11 protein-coding genes are annotated in these 19,252 nt (G+C 41.7%); 7 read left to right on the top strand and 4 right to left on the bottom strand.

The features are described 5' to 3' along the window. Position 1 precedes the first annotated feature (1 nt). Together IGJ03_RS12290 and IGJ03_RS12285 are read right to left on the bottom strand one after the other, a co-directional pair. Positions 2-424: a NusG domain II-containing protein gene (locus IGJ03_RS12290; RefSeq protein WP_002354745.1), complete on the bottom strand. Its 423-nt coding sequence runs from the start codon at positions 422-424 to the stop codon at positions 2-4. A gap of 217 nt (positions 425-641) precedes the next feature. Then, positions 642-2,588, bottom strand: a complete 1,947-nt coding sequence (locus IGJ03_RS12285; RefSeq protein ID WP_002354747.1) for an NAD(P)/FAD-dependent oxidoreductase — start codon at positions 2,586-2,588, stop codon at positions 642-644. Between the two features lie 277 nt (positions 2,589-2,865). Here IGJ03_RS12285 and pplA point away from each other — a divergent pair, with 277 nt between their 5' ends. The 6 genes from pplA to IGJ03_RS12255 all read left to right on the top strand — a co-directional run bounded on the left by pplA (position 2,866) and on the right by IGJ03_RS12255 (position 14,003). Beyond that, complete coding sequence (pplA, locus tag IGJ03_RS12280) at positions 2,866-3,795, top strand: extracellular electron transfer flavoprotein PplA (RefSeq protein WP_002378870.1); 930 nt, start codon at positions 2,866-2,868, stop codon at positions 3,793-3,795. A 254-nt stretch (positions 3,796-4,049) separates the two neighbouring features. After that, positions 4,050-5,117 (top strand): FAD:protein FMN transferase, encoded by a 1,068-nt coding sequence (locus tag IGJ03_RS12275; protein WP_002354751.1) that lies wholly within the window; start codon positions 4,050-4,052, stop codon positions 5,115-5,117. 13 nt (positions 5,118-5,130) lie between these two features. Continuing rightward, complete coding sequence (gene menA, locus IGJ03_RS12270; RefSeq protein ID WP_010821964.1) at positions 5,131-6,078, top strand: 1,4-dihydroxy-2-naphthoate polyprenyltransferase; 948 nt, start codon at positions 5,131-5,133, stop codon at positions 6,076-6,078. Between the two features lie 387 nt (positions 6,079-6,465). Further along, positions 6,466-6,828 (top strand): LPXTG cell wall anchor domain-containing protein, encoded by a 363-nt coding sequence (locus IGJ03_RS12265; RefSeq protein WP_002368511.1) that lies wholly within the window; start codon positions 6,466-6,468, stop codon positions 6,826-6,828. Next, entirely contained in the window at positions 6,815-10,732 is a 3,918-nt protein-coding gene (locus IGJ03_RS12260; RefSeq protein ID WP_375804797.1) for a WxL domain-containing protein, read from the top strand. The genes IGJ03_RS12265 and IGJ03_RS12260 overlap by 14 nt, the downstream gene beginning before the upstream one ends. 211 nt (positions 10,733-10,943) lie before the next feature. Further along, positions 10,944-14,003: a WxL domain-containing protein gene (locus IGJ03_RS12255; protein ID WP_375804796.1), complete on the top strand. Its 3,060-nt coding sequence runs from the start codon at positions 10,944-10,946 to the stop codon at positions 14,001-14,003. Between the two features lie 189 nt (positions 14,004-14,192). On the opposite strand, the gene pepG1 (IGJ03_RS12250) is transcribed toward IGJ03_RS12255, so the two are convergent. Both pepG1 (IGJ03_RS12250) and pepG1 (IGJ03_RS12245) read right to left on the bottom strand, forming a co-directional pair. Beyond that, positions 14,193-14,336, bottom strand: a complete 144-nt coding sequence (gene pepG1, locus IGJ03_RS12250) for a type I toxin-antitoxin system toxin PepG1 (protein WP_002392696.1) — start codon at positions 14,334-14,336, stop codon at positions 14,193-14,195. Positions 14,337-14,568: 232 nt separating this feature from the next. Next, positions 14,569-14,712 (bottom strand): type I toxin-antitoxin system toxin PepG1, encoded by a 144-nt coding sequence (gene pepG1 / locus IGJ03_RS12245; RefSeq protein ID WP_002415596.1) that lies wholly within the window; start codon positions 14,710-14,712, stop codon positions 14,569-14,571. A 659-nt stretch (positions 14,713-15,371) separates the two neighbouring features. Here pepG1 (IGJ03_RS12245) and IGJ03_RS12240 point away from each other — a divergent pair. Beyond that, complete coding sequence (locus tag IGJ03_RS12240) at positions 15,372-19,133, top strand: WxL domain-containing protein (RefSeq protein WP_429861525.1); 3,762 nt, start codon at positions 15,372-15,374, stop codon at positions 19,131-19,133. The last annotated feature ends 119 nt before the right edge of the window (positions 19,134-19,252 follow it).

The following is a 19,252-nucleotide window of genomic DNA, read 5'->3' as shown; positions in this document are numbered from 1 at the left end:
CTTAATAAATTAAGCTACCGTCTTCACTCCCATCAGAAGCTTCCACGGTGATAAACAAATTGTGGGGTAGACAGGCAATCGGGGTTTCACCAGGTTTGGAAATCCAGCCTCGCCGAACATCCACTAAGTCAGCACAGTTGGCTTCCTTCACGCGGATACGATCACCATCTACTTCAATCAGGTTGTAATCACCGTCTTTTGCTTCGTATTTATATGTATAATGCGGGCCGTCTTTTTTTAAGTCAAAGACTTTGATTACTTTGTTGTCTACTTTCAAGACTGCTTGATACGTAGCCGCTTCTTGACCACGGTTTTGCATGGCAAAAACAACAAGGGGCAGAAAAGAACCAAGAACTAAAATAGCAATAATAATAACGTCCCATGTTTTCAAGCGACTTTTCTTAATGAATTCTTTGATCGTCATTTTCTTCTCTCTCCTTTGGTGTTTTTTTCTTGTCTATCATAACACAGTGAACGGAAAAGAAGTATTCTTTTCCAGTTGAGCCACCATATTATATAAAAGAAAATATGTGGGACAAAAGTCATGCTTGACTGCTGTCCCACATACTAAATCCTATGATAGTCAGCTGGAGACATGTGTCTCAGCTTTTGCTCGTAGTTGTCAATCGATTATCGATTGCTTACTTACCGCCGTATCTAGCTTTCGGGGTACCATACCACGCTTTACCAAGTTTGCGTTGAATCCATGGAATTACCCAGCGGTCTAAACCGACAGCACGGCCTGAACCGTTCATCAAAGCAAAAGCGACAAAGATAAACCAGATATTTACCCAATAGAACATGCCAGATAAACAGAAGGCAATTGTTAAACCAATTGTAGCAGCACTTGATAACCAAGTGAATAAACCAGCAATCAATGCTAAAGCAATACATACTTCAACGATTGTCATGAATTTTTGCATGAACAAAGCAACTTCTTGGTTTGGCATCATAAATTTCATTACGCTTTCGAACCATTTAGGCATGTGATCAAACACTTGCATTGGTGTTTCGCCGTAAGCGTAGCTTAAACCAAAGTGCGCTGCTTGTGTTGCCGCATCGGCACCACCGCTTGCCGCCGCATCCGCCGCACCACTTGCAGCAGTTGTTGCTGTTTCAGTTGCTTGAGAAGCACCTGTTGTTACTTGTTCTTGTAACCAAGGGAATGGGAAAACGACTTTATCTGTGAACCAAGAACCATCACCAAACCAAGTGCTTGGTTTCAAGTAATCGCCGTTGCCGACAATTTTCTTCATTGATTCGACTAACCAAACCATACCATAGAAGACACGTAGCGGAACACTCCACAAGACATTGCCGTAACGAGACGTATGTCCGCGAGCAACAGAACGATCATCTTTAATATGGAAGATTTCGTGCATAATGTATTGGAACATGTAGTAACCAGAACGAATATCAAAGAAGTATTTCAAGTTAACGATATGTTTCATAATGATGGCTAAGAAACCACTCAAATGAATTTTATCGAATAAGTTGGCAACGCCCCATTTCGCGCCGATGGAAACCATGAATCCTTGGTAGTTTCCTTTAAAGGCGTGTTTTTCGCCGCCTTTAATATCTGCAACGATGTTGGCAGCCGCAGTATGACCTGTTTGTTCAGCTGCTTGAACGATTTGAGGAGTTGGTGTGTTTGGTGTTTCTTCGTAATAAACCAAGTCACCAATGATATAAATGTTTTTGTCTTCGTAACCTTTTGCTTGCATGTATTCATTCGCAACTAAACGACTACCACGTGCTGCTTCTAAACCAAAGTCAGCGGCATCAGAAGTTGCTTTCACACCAGCTGTCCAGATTAACGTATGCGTTGGTACTTCAGAACCATCTTTTAATTTAATGTGATCTGCTGCAACTTCAACGATTGGTGAGTTCAATAATAATTGAACATTTTTCTTTTCTAGATAACGTTCTGCTTTGGCAGCATCGTTACGAGATAACATGTTTAAGATGGTTGGCATTGCTTCAACAACCATTAATGTAATTTCGTCTGGATCAATTTTGGCATCTTTCGCTAAACGATCTTTCCAGTCGATTAATTCGCCGACCATTTCGATCCCAGTAAAACCAGAACCACAGACAACGAATGTTAACATTGCTTTGCGTACTTCAGCATCTGGTTCGATGGCTGCTTTAGCAACGGTTGCTTCAATGTGATGACGAATTTTCACTGCATCATCAAATGACCATAAGGTGAAACCATTTTCTTTCACGCCTGGTGTTCCAAAGTCGTTTGGTTCGCCACCCATACCCAGAATTAACTGGTCAAATGGATAAGAACCTGCTAAAGTTTTCACAACTTTGTTTTCTTTGTCGATCCCAGTAACAGTATCTGTTACCAATTTTACGTTTTTCTTGCGTGAGAACAAACGTTGTAAGTCGTATTGAATTGCTTCTGGTTCAACACGTCCGCCTGCTACTTCATGCAATTCGGTCATCATAGTGTGGTAAGAATGGCGATCAATCAATGTGATTGTTACGTCCGTATCTTTTTTAAATTTCTTTGCTAGAAATTTAGTAGCTGAAACGCCAGCATACCCAGCACCTACAACGACAATATTTTGCTTTGTCATTGACAATCCGCTCCTTAATATTGTAAGTAGTAAAATAGTGATAATGATTAATAAGTACACAATCGACTAACATTATATAAGTATTTCACGAATTTGTCTAATATAAATTTTAATTGTCAACAAATTTACTCCAACGATGAGTTTTTGATGAAAAAAAGACCGAAATGTAAATATTTTTAGGGGATGGTCTTGACAACGTTTTTAAAACCATTATAATGTGTAATGTATCACAAACTTTTTATGTTTGTGAAAATCATGAAAGAAAAGGTGACTATCAATGAAAGTGAATAAATTTGTTAAAGGTTTTGCGGCAATTGCATTATCAAGTTTAGTCTTAGCAGCATGTGGTGCAGACAAGAAAGACAACACAACGAACTCTTCTAGCGCAGCATCTTCAGAAACGAAAAAATCAACTGAATCATCAGCACCAGCGAAAAAAGTTGCCGGTGGCGATTTAAAAGATGGTACGTATAAATTAGAAGAAAAAAATGAAAAAAATGGTTACCGTGCAGTCTTTGAAATGACTGTAAAAGACGGCAAAATCACTGAATCTAAATATGACAACATCAATGCTGACGGCAAATCTAAAACAGAAGATACTAAGTATGAAGAAAGCATGAAAGCAAAATCTGGTGTTGGACCAAAAGAATACATCAAACAATTAAACGATTCTTTTGTTAAAGCACAAAGCGCAAGCGGTGTGGAAGTAGTAACTGGTGCGACTCATTCATCTGAATCATTCCAAAACTACGCACAACAATTAATCCAAGCAGCACAAGCTGGTAACACAGACACAATCGAAATCGACAATGGGGCAACATTGAAAGATGGTACGTACTCATTGAAAGAAAAAAATGACTCAAACGGCTACCACACAACATTCTCAATGACTGTGAAAGATGGTAAAGTGACTGAATCTAACTACGATAACGTGAACGCTGACGGCAAATCTAAAAAAGATGACACTGAATACGAAAGCAAAATGAAAGACGTTGCTGGCGTTGGACCAAAAGAATATATCGAAACATTAAACAAAGAATTTGTTAAAGCAATGGGCGAAGAAGACGGCTCACCTGCAGGTGTTGAAGTGGTAACTGGTGCAACACACAGCACACATTCATTCATCAACTACGCACAACAATTAGTGAACGCTGCTGAAAAAGGCGACACAACTGAAATCGTTGTTGACAACATCGTAACAAAATAAGTAATAATAAATGAATCGTGAAGTAGTTCCTGAAATGCTTTTCAGCAATTACTTGACACCATTGAGGGGTTGGGAAAAAGTCGGTTGGCTGACTTTCCCGCCCCTTTTTCTTCGCTAGTTCTGTCCATCATTTCACAAATTTTTTCACAGAAATTTGTGAATTTCCAAGAGAAAGACTTTTCATTTTTTCCAAAAAAGGCTACTATGCAAGAGAACTTATTTTTTAATTAAAGAAGGAAAGAAGAGGGAATCCTATGAAAAAGAAACTTCTGCTCATGGTGAGTGTTCTAGCAGTGCTGTTTGTGGCAGCTGCTTGTTCCTCAAAACCAGAAGCGAAAATTAATACAGAACCATACTCTGACCGTCAAACAATGCTTGGTACCTACGTTCAAATTCGCATCTACGATGATGGCAAAGAAGACGTCTTACCGAAAGCCTTTGCCCGTGTCAAAGAACTAGGCGATAAAATCACGGTCAACCAACCAGGTTCAGAAATTGATGAAATCAACCAAGAAGCAGGCGTAAAACCAGTCAAAGTCTCAGATGACCTGTATCCTTTGTTGAAAAAAGCCTATGAATATAGCAAAGACTCCCGCGGCGGCTTCGACATGGCAATTGGCCCAATCACCTCTATGTGGCACATTGGCTTCGATGATGCCCGCAAACCAAGCCAAGCCGAAATTGATCAAGCCTTGAAACTTGTCGATTACACGAAAGTCAAATTCAACGACAAAGAGCAAACCGTTTACCTTGAAGAAAAAGGCATGCAATTGGATTTAGGTGCAATTGCCAAAGGCTTCATCACCGACGAAGTCGTGAAAGTCCTCAAAGACAACGGCGTCACCACCGCTATCGTCGACTTAGGCGGGAATGTTTACGTCTTAGGACACAGCCCACGTGGCAAAGACATGGACTGGACAGTCGGTATTCAAGACCCGAATAAAGCCCGCAACACTGTTTTAGGTCAAGTCAAAGAAAGCAACAAAACCTTAGTCACATCAGGAATTTATGAACGCTACTTAAAAGTCGATGGCAAAACCTACCACCATCTCTTTGATCGTGAAACTGGCTATCCGTTTGATAACGACATCGCAGGTGTCACCATTATCACCGACAAATCCATCGATGGTGATGGTCTCTCAACAGCCGTCTTCTCAATGGGCGTCAAAAAAGGACTAGAATATGTCGAAAGTCTGAAAGGAACCGATGCCATTTTCGTCACAAAAGACGACAAAGTCTACATCAGCAAAGATATCGAAGGCAACTTTGAAATCGGCAAAGACTCTGGCTATACGATGGGTAATCGGGCCGATTTGAAATAAGGAGCGACTAAAAATGTCTTTAAATGTGTTTTTAAAAGTAGTGGAAATTCAGACGAAGCTTGCCAGTCTCTTTCCCTTCATTATCGGGGTCTTGTTTTCAATGACCTATTTTGGGGAAGTCCAGTGGGGCAACACGCTGGTTTTCTTCATTGGCATGGTGGTCTTTGATATGGCCACCACTGCCATTAATAATTACATGGACTTCAAAAAAGCCAAATCTGACGTCTATAAATATGAAGAAAATATTATCGGACAATCAGGCGTTTCACCACAACTGGTCCGCAACATGATTTTCGCCATGATTGCCTTCACTGCCGTTGTGGGTGCTTACTTAACGGTTCAAACAGGCTGGCTCTTCCTCGTATTAGGCGGGATTTGCTGCTTCATCGGTATTTTCTACACGTATGGACCGATTCCGTTATCCCGCATGCCCTTGGGGGAAATTTTCAGTGGCTTCACGATGGGCTTAGGCATCTTCGTCTTAACCGTTTACTTGAACGTCGTCACCAATCCGCCTTTTTACTTAACGGTCGATTTTGCTAGCGGCGCCTTTCGCTTAGACGGCAATCTCTGGGCGGTACTTGCGATTGTCGTGGCGTCCTTGCCTTTGGTCTGTTCGATTGCTAACATCATGCTCGCCAACAATTTACGGGACTTAGACACGGATATTGAGAACCACCGTTATACGTTAGTCTATTATATCGGGCGCCCAGCAGGGATTGTGCTGTTTCAAGTGTTAGCGCTAGCTGGTTATCTGGTGATTTTATTCGGCTTCATTAGTGGTATTTATCAATGGCCAGTGTTAATTACATTTGCTACTTTGCCTGTCATTTGGAAAAATATTCAAACGTTTAAACAAGAATTGCCGCAGCCGAAAAGTTTCCGTCATTCCATTAAAAACTTAATGGTTTTCAATGGCACCTATGCCTTAGGGCTATTCATTAGCGCCTTACTTGGTTAGTCTTGCGGAAAAATAGCGGGCTGGGCGAAAAAAATACTGTTTTTTTTCAGGTGCCTACTTCAAAACAATCAAACAAAGCTCAAAATGTTAGTATTCGTTGCTAACATTTTGAGCTTTTCTTGTTAAAAAGAGCGGAATCTTAAAATTTTGTCAGGGGATTTTGGTAAAAATTTGCCGAAATCGCCCTTTTTTTGAGCCGATTATTAAATAACAGCTGTTGTAACCCTTGTCAGAATAGGAACCTTCAAAATTTTCGCATGGGGTGCGAAAAAATCGTCAATTTCTGCTGGGGGTTTCTTTGTTATTATAGAGGAGTAACAAAAGGTTGTTTCGTCTTTCTTGTGTAAAAGGGCAAGAAAGGCTAGCGAGTTAAAAGGAGGTTTTTCAATGAAAAAAAAGCGTTATTTAATGATTGTGTGTCTACTATCTTCTCCTAGTTTTTTTATAAATGTTGAAGCGTCTGATGGTGGTTCTAGTTCGGTGGGGATTGAATTTTACCAAAATCCGAGAACACCCGCTCCTAAAGATCCCCCACCGAAAACAGATGCGCCAGCTGCTGATCCCAAGGAACCAGCTGGTCCTCCGCAAGGAGATCAACGAAGTGGTGGTTCGACACAGACCACCACAACTGGCTCAACGCTCCCTCGTACAGGGAGCAAGAGTCAGGCAAATTTGAGCATTCTCGGCTTCGCCTTAATCGGTTTGGCGGGAATCGTACATAGAAAGAAGGGACGACATGAAGCAAACTAAGTGGCAACGATTAGCAACCATTGGCTTGTGTAGTTCTTTAGTAATTAACGCCTTTTCTGGTGTGACGGCAGTTGCGGAAACCGTGACGATTGAAAGTAGTCCGACCGCCGAAAGTAGTGCCAAGGAAGAGACGCAAGCAAGTAGCGTGAAAGAAGAAACAACGAAAGCCAGCACGGGAAATAGTCAAGTAACGACTGACACGAGTCAGGAAGAGGAAACGAAAGAAGCGGAGAAACAAGAAGAAGCAGAAGCGAAAGAAGAGCAGAAAGAAGAACCGCAAGCAGAAGTGGAACAAGAAGAAACACCAGCAACTAGTAGTGAAAATGACCTACAAAAAAGCATTTCACCACGTTGGGTACCGAATAACCAAGTAATTTATCCGAGAATAACCTTTGGCTTTACGGATGAAACAGGAAAAGCTTTCGCTGATGAAAATTTGACGTTATCAGGGACATATACTAAATTTTTAATGACAACTGCAACATCTACAACACCTACTCGATATCAAGCAAGCGCTTATAGATATCCAATTGTTTCTTCTAATGCAGGGAGTGGACAATATCGAGTAGCTGTCAATGCAGCAGTTCCTTTGCCGTACGATTTTTACACAAATTTACCAGCAGGTTATAATCAGACTGTTTATGCGATTGAACAATTAAAGATTGATAACACGCTAAAATATGTGGATAACATCATTGTTGTTCCAAATTCTACAATGAGGGCAGTCGTATATAGTTCGCAGCATACAAGTGACACACCAAAGTTTGGAAATTTTAATATTCCTTATGATCCATTTCGCACAATAGAGAGTGTATTTTCTAAAAGTAGTGGGAATATTTTTTCTCTAAATTCGGATAGTAAAGATGTTCTAAGAATCCTGCTTGTAGGTCGTGTAAACAACCCATCTGAACCAGTACTATTCGGCTTTGACGGTACAGCAACGTACCGAGAAACAATCAATTACGTAGTCACACGGAAACAAGTCACCGAAAAGTTCGTAGATGCGAACGGCGTAGCCATTACACCGCCAACAGGGTTTACCCAAAATAAGAAAACCCCGATGACTAGCAATGCTTTCACCTTCAAACAAGCAGGTACCTTACCAGACACCTACACAACAGGTGGTAAAACCTACAAGTTCAAAGGCTGGTACAAAGGGAAAACCAAACCAAGTACCTTGACCACCACGAAAGCGCCAAGTTATGCGGTGACGTATGATGGGAATGATGACTTGAATGTGGTGTATGAGGAAATAGATGCCGTTGATTTTCCAGCGCTGACCTATCAATTCGGCTTCGTGAACGAGTCAGGCCAGCGAGTAGATGCTTCAACAATTAAACTAACCTATGACACTTGGTTTGGGGAATTGTTAACAGGCAATGTTGCTGGTTGGAAAACAGTCAGTATTGAACAAGGTAAAGTTGCGCCAACCAAAAATAATTTAAAAGAAATCGTTTATCCTACTCAATCTTTTGAAATAGTAAGTGGGAAATATTCACAATATAGCGCGGCTAATTTAACGTTTACACCACCAAGGTACTATGAAAAAATGAGTGTTTATAACAAGAATGGAACGTTTGATGCATTCTATCCGCTTCCTAATATCCTAGGTAATAATAGTACAAATTATGTAATTGAAGGTGCAAGTAAAAACATTTCTAGATGGTTTGACCTAAAGAAAAGTGGCGTTCAATCATTTATTTTTAACCAACCAATTAGCGCTGCTCCAGCAGATGTTCAAGTCCCTGCTTATTTAAGGGAGATTGTCGAGGATCCTAATGTGACAGTGAAAGAAAGAGGAACCTATTATACAGTAGATAAACCAATCTACTACTACTTAACCAACCGCCGTGTCACTGAAAACTTCGTAGACACAAACGGTGCCAAAATCACACCGCCAACAGGTTTCACCCAAGGTAAGCAAACGGTAATTAACAGCGACCCATACACCTTCAAACAAGCAGGTACCTTACCCGACACCTATACAACAGGCGGTAAGACCTACAAGTTCAAAGGCTGGTACAAAGGCAAAACCAAAACCGAGCCTTTGAAAACGACGAAAGCGCCAAGTTATGGAGTAACCTATGATGACAATGATGATTTAAATGTGGTGTATGAGGAAGTAAGAGCCTTTGATTTTCCTGCAGAGACATTCCAATTTGGTTTTGTTGGTGAAGATGGTAAGTTAGCGAATCCTGCAGATATTAATATTACGTACAATCATACGGGGATTTCTTTTAGACGACCTGCAGGAGTAGATCCAAGCGTTTCTTACAAAACAATTGCTGCCAATCAGAGTGGTACAACGGTAGGTAATTTTAAACAGGTGATATTTCCTGCGACAACTATCGAGCGACCTACTACAACCGGCTGGAATGGAGATGTCTTTTCTGACTTCTCAATCAAGCTTCCTAAATATTATGAATCGTTAAATCTTTACGATAAAACAGGGAAAATTGGGACGAATTATCCATTGCCTAAACTAGCAATAATTAGCACGATTGCACCAGATAATGTTTTCACTGAAGCAGGGCTTATTTCTAATTTAACTTTAACACAGAGGGAAGATAGGAGTTATACACCGTGGGAGATAAATGTGACGATAGATTCTAGTGTTAAATATCCGAATATTATGAGTAGAAGTATTAATAGTTTAGATGAAAGCGATGGAAATATTAGATATAAAACAATCGAAGGGCCAATCTACTATCATTTAACCAATCGCAAAGTCACCGAAAACTTCGTTGATGCCAACGGTACCAAAATTACCGCACCAACAGGCTTCACCCAAGGTAACCAAGTACCGATGACTAGTAACACCTTCAAGTATACAGCGGCAAAAGCTTTACCAGCGACGTATACTACAGATGGCAAGACCTATACTTTCCAAGGGTGGTACAAAGGAAAAACCAAGCCAAGTACGTTGAACAAAACCACAACACCAACGTTCAATGCGACCTTTGATGGCAATGACGATATGACCGCCATGTATAAGGAAGAAATACCAACGGCTAGTGTCACATTAACTCGACCAAAAGAAGTGATCGATACGAATACCAATGTAATTTGGACAACAACGATCACGAATACCAGCAAAGCACCCTTACAGAATCTTACCTTGAAAAAAGGGCCCAATTGGTCAGTTGGTCTGACGATCCCAACCTTCATGGAAGTGACACCAGAAGGAGGAACGACAAAATCAATCCCAGTAAATAGTACACTTTGGACAGAGGGGGTTCCTTTACCAAATGCCGTTCCTATCGGCAAAAAAGTTTCAGTTGCTTTCACAACGCGCGCAACAGGGAAACCAAACACTGTTTTGAAAGCAGAAGTTGTAGTATTTGGTGGTATTAAAGATCGTACAGTGGATAACTTCGTGAGAATTCGTCCAAATGATCAAGAAGTAGTCACACCAACGACCGAAGGCTTCATCAGTGTGCCAACCTTCGACTTCGGCCAAGTGGGCGTTGCAGGAACTAAGCAACAACACAGCTTGAAACAAGCCGCGGATTACTACGGTAACGGTACCCGCAATCCGTATGTCCGAATTAAGAAAACGCAACCGAATTGGAGCTTAACAGCGCAACTGTCACAACCAAAATCAGCGACAGACAGCTTGCCTACAGCGACCCGCTTATTATTAGGGGCGGCACCTGTCTCTAGCTTCACCAATTACAATCAACCAACCGAGTTGAAAAATACGGTCGGTACCACGAGTGCCATTAGCTTAACAGCCAACAACACGGCGACGAGTATTATTGCCAACAAGCAATTCACAGGTAGTAATGTTTACCAGTTGGACTTCACCTTCAATAATGTCAAACTTGAAGTGCCAGCCAATCAAGGTGTTAAAGGGCAGCAATACAAGGCCGCAGTTACATGGAACCTAGTTACAGGTCCTTAAAATAGTTAAGTTATCATGAGAAAAGCTCAAAATGTTAGTTGTTATTACTAACATTTTGAGCTTTTTGGTTTAAAAGTTAAGAAAAAAATAGTTGGAGTTCGTTAAAAGAGCGTTTAAATCCTTGATTTTCGCTAAAATAACACTTGTTTTCAAAGGGGACAGAGGCGCTCAGCCTTGAAAGGATAGGAATCACTAAAAAACGGCACTCAATATGTCAAAATTTGAAATTTCAAGCGGTGTGTTCTTTGGTAAAATAAATAAAAAAATGCTAGTTATCAGTATCGATAATAACAGGATACTGATTAAGAAAGGACTTTATAGAGACTATAGATTGAATTTTTACATAGAAAGAAGGAGCAAGATGAAGCGAGTAAATTGGAAAAGATGGCTAGTTGTTGGGTTAAGTTGTTCTTTGTTCATGGATTCAGTGGTTGGTGTGACTGTGTTAGCGGAAACGATTACTGGGGAGACGGAGCAAGGAGTAGCAACATCTCAGTCTAGTGACGAAGCGAGCCAGACGACACAAACAACCGAAGAGTCACAGGCAACGGTCGCTAGTGAAGCGAAAACAGTGCCGCCACAGGAAACGGCAAGAATTGCTGCTCGAGCGATTGGTTATTCTTCTGTGGAAGGGCGCGAGATTCCCTTTTTCTTTGTGGAGGAAGACGGGACGTTGTTTGATCCCGACCGAATTACGATGGCGGTCAATCTTTCTTCGTTTTCGTTTTATGAAGAGAAATTACAACGAACCCCCCTTGAGCCCACCACTGTGAATGGCGGAAAGCTACTGTCTATTCCAACGTCACCAGCTTTTAAATATGATACAAATAACCAGAATCCAAGTAATATTTATGGCGTTTCTGAAGTGTCGTTTACTATTCCTAAGGAGTATCAAAGCCTGGACATTCGACCAAGTACGTTTTATACAGGAGACACTACGCAATATCCAGTGCCAACGGTTTTTGCGAACGTTGGGGGCAAAGTGACGAACTATGTGGGCGCCAATGCGGAGACGGAATTAGAGTTAACCAATGAAAAAATGCCCAATAAGCTGACGTTTGGTCCTAAAAAGACGTTTAAATATACGGTAGCTACGGCACCAGGAGGCGTTACGTATGCACTGACCTATTTTTATGGAGATGTCGGCGGTCCAACTAGTTCGCACCAAAGACGAGGAACAGCGGGTCCTGTGTATTATTATTTAACCAAGCGGCGTGTCACGGAAAAATTTGAGAATCCCGCAGGCGGGGCGATTCCTGCGCCAGAAGGTTTTACGCAGGATAAGAAAACCATTGTGACAGGGGAGGATTTTACTTTTACCCAAGAAGGCACCTTGCCTGAACGTTACACAGGCAGTGATGGGAAGACGTATTTATTTAAAGGTTGGTACAAAGGGAATGCAAAACCTAGCACATTGGAAACCACCAAAACGCCTAGTTATGCGGTGACCTATGATGACAATGACGATTTGCATGTGGTCTATGAAGAAGCAGTGATGAAAACCTATACGTTGCCAGCGAGAGAAGCTTTGTTCGGCTATGTTGATGAGCAAGGAAACTTGATTAATCCCGCCAAGTTTAAGCTAAGTGCGACCATGGGTGAAAGTGACGGAGCCACAGGGGAAATGACGACTTTTCCCACAATTGATGGAATCGATATGCCAGCAAGTCAATTAAAGAAATTAGCTATCCCGCAAAAAGTCTATACACGCCCAGACGATGGGACAATCGTAACTTATGGCCCACAAGAAGTGAGTGTTGAAATTCCTAAGTATTACCAGACGATTTCGATTTCGCCAACTACTGCGTATACAGGGGATAAAACCAAGTATCCAGTACCAAATGAAGTGCGCCGTGGCATCGAAAACCCCGACAACATTGTTAGTAGTTTAGTGGGAACCACTGCGTATAACTTGACCCAAAAAAGTGCCACACGCTATACTGCCCGCCGTTCTTACTGGACGTGGGACCCCACGAAGACACTTTACTCAATGAGTATCTATTCAGGAACTGCTGGGGGCAACTATAATTTATCGACCCCTGATGGCACCATTTATTATTACTTAGAAAATCGGCGGGTCACTGAACATTTTGTAGACGAAAGTGGCGCAAAAATCACGCCACCAACTGGCTTTACACAAGGAAATCAGCTAGTGGTGGACAGTGAAAACTATGTCTACACTGTCGCAAAAGCTTTGCCGAAGATCTACCAAGCTGGTGAAAAAACCTATATCTTCCAAGGCTGGTTTAAAGGCAAAACCAAGCCAGCAACATTAAAGACGACAACGACCCCAAGTTTTACACCAACTTTTAATGATGAGGACGACATGACCGCTGTGTACCAAGAAGCGATTCCCACCGCGGAACTAACGTTAACAGGTGCCGTTGACATAATCGAAAATGGCGCCACAATGGATTACTGGGAGGCGCTACTGAAGAACACAGGCGAAGCGCCGTTAACCACCATTAAAATCAAGCCAACGGCAACTTGGGCGGCTGGCATCGGCGCACCCAACACGATATTTGTACAAGGAACGGGTCAAAACACCAAAGCTTTTCCTGTCACCAAAGAACAATGGACGACCGGTGCAGGAGTGTCCATCACGTTGGATCAGCCTTTACCAGCTGGCGGTCAATTAAAAATGAACATATTAGGAACCACCGTGACCGGTCAACCTGGTCAAGTTTTAACCGCTGATGTTGAAGTAACGGGCAACTTTGGCAGCTTAACTGCCAAAGATACGGTCCGTATTAAAGACTTAGACCAAGAAATTACGAGCCCTGACGGCGACGGCTTTATTAGTACGCCAACATTTGATTTTGGTAAACTAGCAATTTCAGGAAGTAAGCAACAATATGGTTTGAAGAAGGCCGCAGATTACTACGGCAATGGCATTCGCAACCCTTATTTACGCCTGAATACTAGCCAAGCCAATTGGAGTTTAACGGCGCAGCTGTCACAACCGAAATCAGCCACAGACAGCCTGCCAACAACGACTCGCTTGTTGCTAGGAACGGCCACTGCTGCCAGCTTTACCGATTACAACCAACCAACAGAAACCAGGACACCACTTGGCAAGACCAGCACCGTGACTTTAACCGCCGACAATGCCGCAACAGCGGTGGTCGCAAACCAACAGTTCACAGGCAGTGACGTCTATCAGTTGGACTTCACGTTTGCTAACATCAAACTAGAAGTGCCAGCCAACCAAGGTATGGCTGGCCAACAATACCAAGCCGCCGTCACGTGGAATTTAGTGACTGGCCCCTAAAATAAAAATGCCCGAGCCTCTTATTTTTCTAAGGCTCGGGCATTTTTATTGATGGTCTTTTGATGGTCGTTGTGCTATAATAGCATTGAAAAGAGAGATATGCTGTAACATACCTCTCTGATGTAGAGCCGTTTAAGACGGTGACCAATTGTATTATTTAAAAATAACCGTACTGGTCAAAGTAAACGGTTATTTTTTATTGTCATTTTTAAGCAATTTCACAATCAGTGCAATCAAAGCAATGGTAAACATACCAAACCCAAGAATTGTCTGAATTGTTTCATATGCTGACAACAGGCCTCTCCTTTCTGTAAATTTTGGAAGTACGCTCATACGCACCACCTCACTTTCAGATTAGATAGCCACCGTGTTAACTTCTCTACTCTTAGATTATACCATACAAAACTAAAAAATAATTAGTTTCCAATATATTTTTTCAGGAAATTGTGCTATAATGATAATGAAAAGAGAGCTATGCGCAAACATACCTCTCTGGTGTAGAGCCGTTTAAGACGGTGACCATGTTAATTATTTAAAAATAACCGTACTTGGTCAAAGTAGACGGTTATTTTTTCTTGTCATTTTTAAGCAATTTCACAATCAGCGCAATCAAAGCAATGGTAAACATACCAAACCCTAGGATCGTCTGAATTGTTTCATATGCTGACAAAAGGCCTCTCCTTTCATAGATTTTAGCACTTACATTCATAAGCACCACCACCGAAAGGGGAAAGTCTCTGCTCCTACGCTTCTCACTTCGTTGCGATTCTCGTCGCAAAGCGCATGTTCCTGTGCGCTTGCCTCCACCATAACTTCTCTACACATAGATTATACCATGTAAGACTGAAAAATAATTAGTTTACAATATATTTTTTTAGGTAATTGTGCTATAATAGCAATGAAAAGAGAGATATGCGCTAACATACCTCTCTGGTGTAGAGCCGTTTAAGACGGTGACCATGTTAATTATTTAAAAATAACCGTACTCGGTCAAAGTAGACGGTTATTTTTTCTTGTCATTTTTAAGCTTTAAAAGATTTTCCTGTTCCCTAATTGTTAAGAATAGAGAAGAAAAGCTCAAAATGTTAGTTCTGATTACTAACATTTTGAGTTTTTTTCAATAAATATCAAGAAAAATCAGCAGAAATTAGAGAGAAAATGGTGAATTCCACTGATTTCCAGGCTGTTTTTTACCAAAATACAGCCGCTCCTCCTTGGTATGAAAGGAATCATTGAAAATATCAAGTTGTCGTATCAAAATTTGAAATTTCAGCGGGGACTTTTTTTGATAAAATGAAAATCATACAAAAAATCATACATAGGACAATAAAAATAACAATAAAAAGTTACATAAAAAAGGAGAATGGCATGAATCAAAAAAGAAACCGTTTATTTGCAATCGCTTTGTGTGGTTCTTTACTAATCAGTTCATTAAATGGCATCCCAGCAATTGCTGAAACCATGGCGGCCCCAGATGTTCAAGGGGAGGACCGCCAAACAGTAGTCCCGTCAGAGGGGGTTCAAGGACGGGCGCCCGTTTCTTTTCCAGAGGCAGATACGGAAGTAGGCGTACCGCCAGCTGATGAAGAGCTACCAGAACAGACTGAACAAGTAGTCGGGCAAGTTGAAGCGTCAGTGACGAGTCCAATAATAGTTAATACACCAGAATCACTGCGTGCGCAGCGAGCAGTGCAGACATTCGATATTCCAGAGAAGACGTACAAAATGTCGTTTTTAGATGAAAGTGGTCGTTTTATTGATCCAGCGAAAGTTTCGATTACTGGGGATATTATGAAGTTTACTATGCAAGGCGCTTTGACGAAAGTCGGGGCCGTGGCCACTAATAATGTGGGAACCACGAAGCAATTGACGGTGCCGAAAGTAGCTTTGTCTGGGGATACAGCCATAAAGAGTTATGATTTTTCCGGCATCCAAAATGAAAAGATTACTTTGCCGCGGTTCTATAATGTTCCGAAAATCACGCCCAGTGCGAATTACACTGGACAAATCTATCCAATGGCAGTGACGAAACAGGTGAATGTTACAGGAGAAGTATCGAATGAGGAAACCACAGGCGCGAGGCTGAATATGTTTGTATCAGGTATCCCTAACCAGTTTGTCTTTTCTCGTGCTAGTTGGGACAATGATCCAGCGGGAAATATGTTTGCGCGTGGCTTTAACATGGCTACTGCAGGCGGCACACCAGCTTATCTGACTACGGATGATCACATTTACTATTATGTGCCTAACAAACGGGTTAACATTTATTATAATGACATGACCCCGAATGGCTTACCAGCGTATCCTCCAGGGTATAATGCCAGTCTTTCAAAAACAGTGGTTGATTCAGACAATTTTCACTATAAAGCACCAAAGGCGTTTCCAGCAAGTTACTCTTCTGGGAATCGTCATTTCCAGTTTAAAGGCTGGTACAAAGGGTCAGCAAGACCAGCGGACCCGAAAGCCGTTAAGTTAGAAACCTCATTGACGCCAGAGTTCGATGTCACTTATGATAATGCCGACAATTTATATGTTTTTTATGATGAAGTCGATGAAATGACCACTACTATTCCAGAAGTTACCTATAAGTTTGGCTTTGTTGATGAAAAAGGGGCGCTTGTTGCGCCAACGAATGTAGACATTCAGGCGAACTTAACAACTGTCGAGGATAAGGTGGTCCAGAAGGTGGGGGCTATTACAGGCGCTAATGTAGGCAATTTAAAACAGTTAACCGTTCCTAGCCAAACACTAACCTATGTACCTAAAATTAAAGTTGCTTCTTCTGGGGTAACCGATTTTCGGTTGACTATTCCCAAGCGCTATAAAATTCCAACAGTCACACCTGGTTCATTCTACACTGGCTCAACGACCGCCTATCCTTTGGCGACAACGCTGTTAAGGCATATTAGTGGTCAGGCAGATGAACGGATAACAACGGATGGCACTCGCTATAGTTTATATAATTTACCGACGCCTCATAGCTATCGTATGTACAGAAGTAGTTGGCAACCTGACGTTACCAACACGGGATTTAGTGCAACTTTAAACATGGCGACGACCGAGATTTATCCAGCTTATTTCACGACCGATAACACGATGTACTATTTCTTAGAAAACCGCCGCGTCACTGAACACTATGTTGATGAAGCAGGTGCTGAGGTACCGATGCCTACAGGCTTCACGCAAGGGAATCAAACGGTGATTGACAGTGATACTTATCATTTTAAATTGGCAAAGGAATTGCCGTTTAGTTATTTTTTAAACAATAAAGCTTACCGATTTAAAGGCTGGTATAAAGGTAAAACCAAGCCTAAGGTGTTAGAAACGAGTCGAACGCCTGAGTATGATACAACGTTTGACGATAACGATGATTTAACCGTTGTTTACGAAGAAATTAAATACGGCGGAAATACGGTGACATTTGGTTTTGTTGGGGAAGATGGGCAATTGCTTCAGCCGACAGGGTTTCAGGTGACTACTGATATTGTTGAAACAATCGATGGGCTGAGTACGCTTTTAAGTAATGTTTCAGCTGTCGACAGTACAGGTAACGTTAAAACTTTGACGATCCCGCAAAAAGAATATGTATTGACTCCCAAGATGAATTTCTATGGAACAAAAAATTCATTGATTACGATTCCAAGACAATACCAAGAAATTTCTTTTACCAAACCTGCCAACTACCAAGGACTAGATTATCCAGTTGCAGGGCGTGTTGAGAATATGTTTAGTGGTAATCCGTATGATGCGGGGGCACAACCACCTTACTTTTCTGCTTCGAAAGTCAAAGCCAATCAATACAAAATAATTGAGTTTCATTGGAAAGAAGAGCCTACACAAAGTTTCTCTAGTTTGTACAAAGCTACGTTAATTCGAAGTAGCGTGGCACCAACAGGCGTAGAAATGTATCCTAATAAGCCAATCTATTACTATGCGACCAATCGCCGAGTGACTGAAAACTTTGTAGATAAATCTGGCGCAAAAATCACGCCACCTCAAGGATTTACGCAAGGGAATCAAGTCACAGTCACCAGTGATCCTTTTACTTATACTGCTTCAAAAGCTTTACCAAGCGTTTATGCGGCTGGGGCAAAAACCTATAAGTTTGTTGGTTGGTATAAAGGAACCGCCAAGCCAACGACCTTAAAGACAACGGCTACGCCAACTTATCAGGTGGATTTTGATGATAATGACGATATGACGGCGGTCTATGAAGAAGAAACGCCGACTGCTGCTTTAACTTTGACCAGCACCAACCGTGTCGTGAATAATGGCGATAGTGTAGATTGGGTGGCAACACTGAAAAATACCAGCCTGGCACCACTTAAAACGCTGACAGTGAAGCCAGCGACTACTTGGCCTGCAGGAATTGGTACGCCGACGTCACTTTCTGTCCAATTGGACGGACAAGCACCAAAAATTTATCCAGTAACGGCGACAACTTGGGCTCAAGGAATCAGCTTAACAGGTCTCGAAATTCCCGCTGGACAAACAGCCAACGTGACGCTTGTTGGCACCAAAATTTCAGGAACATCAGACCAACGCTTGACGGCAACCCTTGATGTTACAGGAAATTTTGCGACAGTGAGCGCCGCGGATGCGGTACGTCTGACAGATACAACCCAAGGAACAATTACACCAACAGCAGAAGGCTTTATCAGCGTGCCAACCTTTGATTTTGGAAAAATGAATATTGCTAGTAAAACGCAACAATCAGGCTTGAAAAAAGCGGCCGATTACTACGAAAATGGTACACGCAATCCTTACTTACGAATTAAGAAAAATCAACCGAATTGGCAGATGACAGCGCAACTATCTCAACCGAAAGCAACCACAGATAGTCTGCCAACAGCGACTCGTTTATTGTTAGGTCCAGCGAATGTTTCAAGTTTTACAAATTATAACGAAGCAACCGAACAAATCAAAGCAGTTGGTAAGACTAGTTCTTTGAGCTTAACGGCGAATAATGTGGCAACCAGTGTTGTCGCAAACCAACAGTTCACAGGTAGTGACGTCTACCAACTGGATTTTACGTTTGAGAACATTAAATTAGAAGTGCCAGCCAATCAAGGAACCAAAGGACAACAGTACAATGCTGCGGTCACTTGGAATTTGGTGACTGGTCCCTAAAATAAAAATGCCCGAGCCTTGAAATAGGAGGCTCAGGCATTTTTTATTGATGGTCTTTTTAGGGTTGTTGTGCTATAATGATAAAGAAAAGAGAGATATGCTTCCAACATATCTCTCTG

Source organism: Enterococcus sp. DIV1315a (genome assembly GCF_051712325.1).
GTDB lineage: Bacteria > Bacillota > Bacilli > Lactobacillales > Enterococcaceae > Enterococcus > Enterococcus faecalis.
This window is presented reverse-complemented; position numbering and strand designations above follow the sequence as displayed.